Below are 1,176 nucleotides of genomic sequence, written 5' to 3' on the forward strand. Positions count from 1 at the left end.
GGACCTGATTGAAGAAAGTAACGTGATTGTTACCTTAACGCAAAATGGGTATATCAAACGTATTGATGATGTAGAATTTAGAGCTCAAAATCGTGGAGGTACAGGGGTTAAAGGGATGAGCATGAACGATGACGACTTCGTTGAAACCATGTTATCTACCTCAACCCACGACTCAGTCCTATTCTTCACCAACACTGGTCGCGTATTCCACTCTAAAGGTTATGAAATTCCAGAGTTTGGTCGCGCGGCAAAAGGGATTCCAGTTGTGAACCTATTGAACTTACAACAAGACGAAACTGTTCAAGCCATGATCAACGTGACCCCAATTGAAGACGCAGAAGTAAAAGAACACTTATTATTTGTAACGAAAAACGGTACTGTAAAACGTACCAATGCAAGTGACTACTTCAATATCCGTAACAATGGGTTAATCGCCTTGAAACTAGCTGAAGGCGATGAATTAGTGAAAGTCGTCTTAACTAGTGGTGATGATAACATTATTATCGCGTCCCAAGATGGTTATGCCGTAAGTTTCCAAGAAACAAACGTCCGTAGCATGGGGCGGACCGCTACAGGTGTTCGCGGTATTCGTTTAAATGACGGCGATCAAGTGGTTGGTATGTCCGTACTTGGACCAGATGACAATGTGTTAGTGGTTACTGAAAAAGGTTACGGTAAACAAACACCAGCCAGCGAATATGGTATTAAAAACCGTGGTGGTAAAGGGGTTAAAACCATTAATGTTACCGAGAAAAATGGTATCTTAGTCGGTTTAACAACCGTTTCAGGAGAAGAAGACATCATGTTAATGACCAACCAAGGTGTAGCTATTCGTTTCCATGCGAAAAATATTTCGCAAACAGGCCGGGCAACACAAGGTGTGCGTTTAATCCGTCTAGCTGAAGATTCACATGTATCAGCGATTGCTAAAGTAGAAGCAATTGAAGAAGTATTAGCAGCAACATCTCTAGAAAATGAAACTGCTATTGATGCGCAATTAGCAGATGAACCCTCTGATGAAATGATTTCTCGTATGCAAGAATTCGCAGATGACGCATTACCAGATTATGAAGAATCAGAAGAATAACATTGTAATAAACTATATATAAAAAAATATCCATTTCAAATTATAGATATTACTTGATTTATATTGAATGTTTTGCTAAAATATTTTAC

Annotated in this window: 1 protein-coding gene; it reads left to right on the forward strand. The window is 39.3% G+C overall.

Annotation, left to right across the window (positions count from 1 at the left end):
- Positions 1 to 1,087, forward strand: a 1,087-nt coding sequence (locus tag ACRCJ0_RS14665; RefSeq protein ID WP_431390943.1) for a DNA gyrase C-terminal beta-propeller domain-containing protein, incomplete at its 5' end; no start/stop codon positions are given.
- Positions 1,088 to 1,176 lie beyond the last annotated feature (89 nt).

This window comes from Aerococcus sp. L_32 (assembly GCF_050689315.1).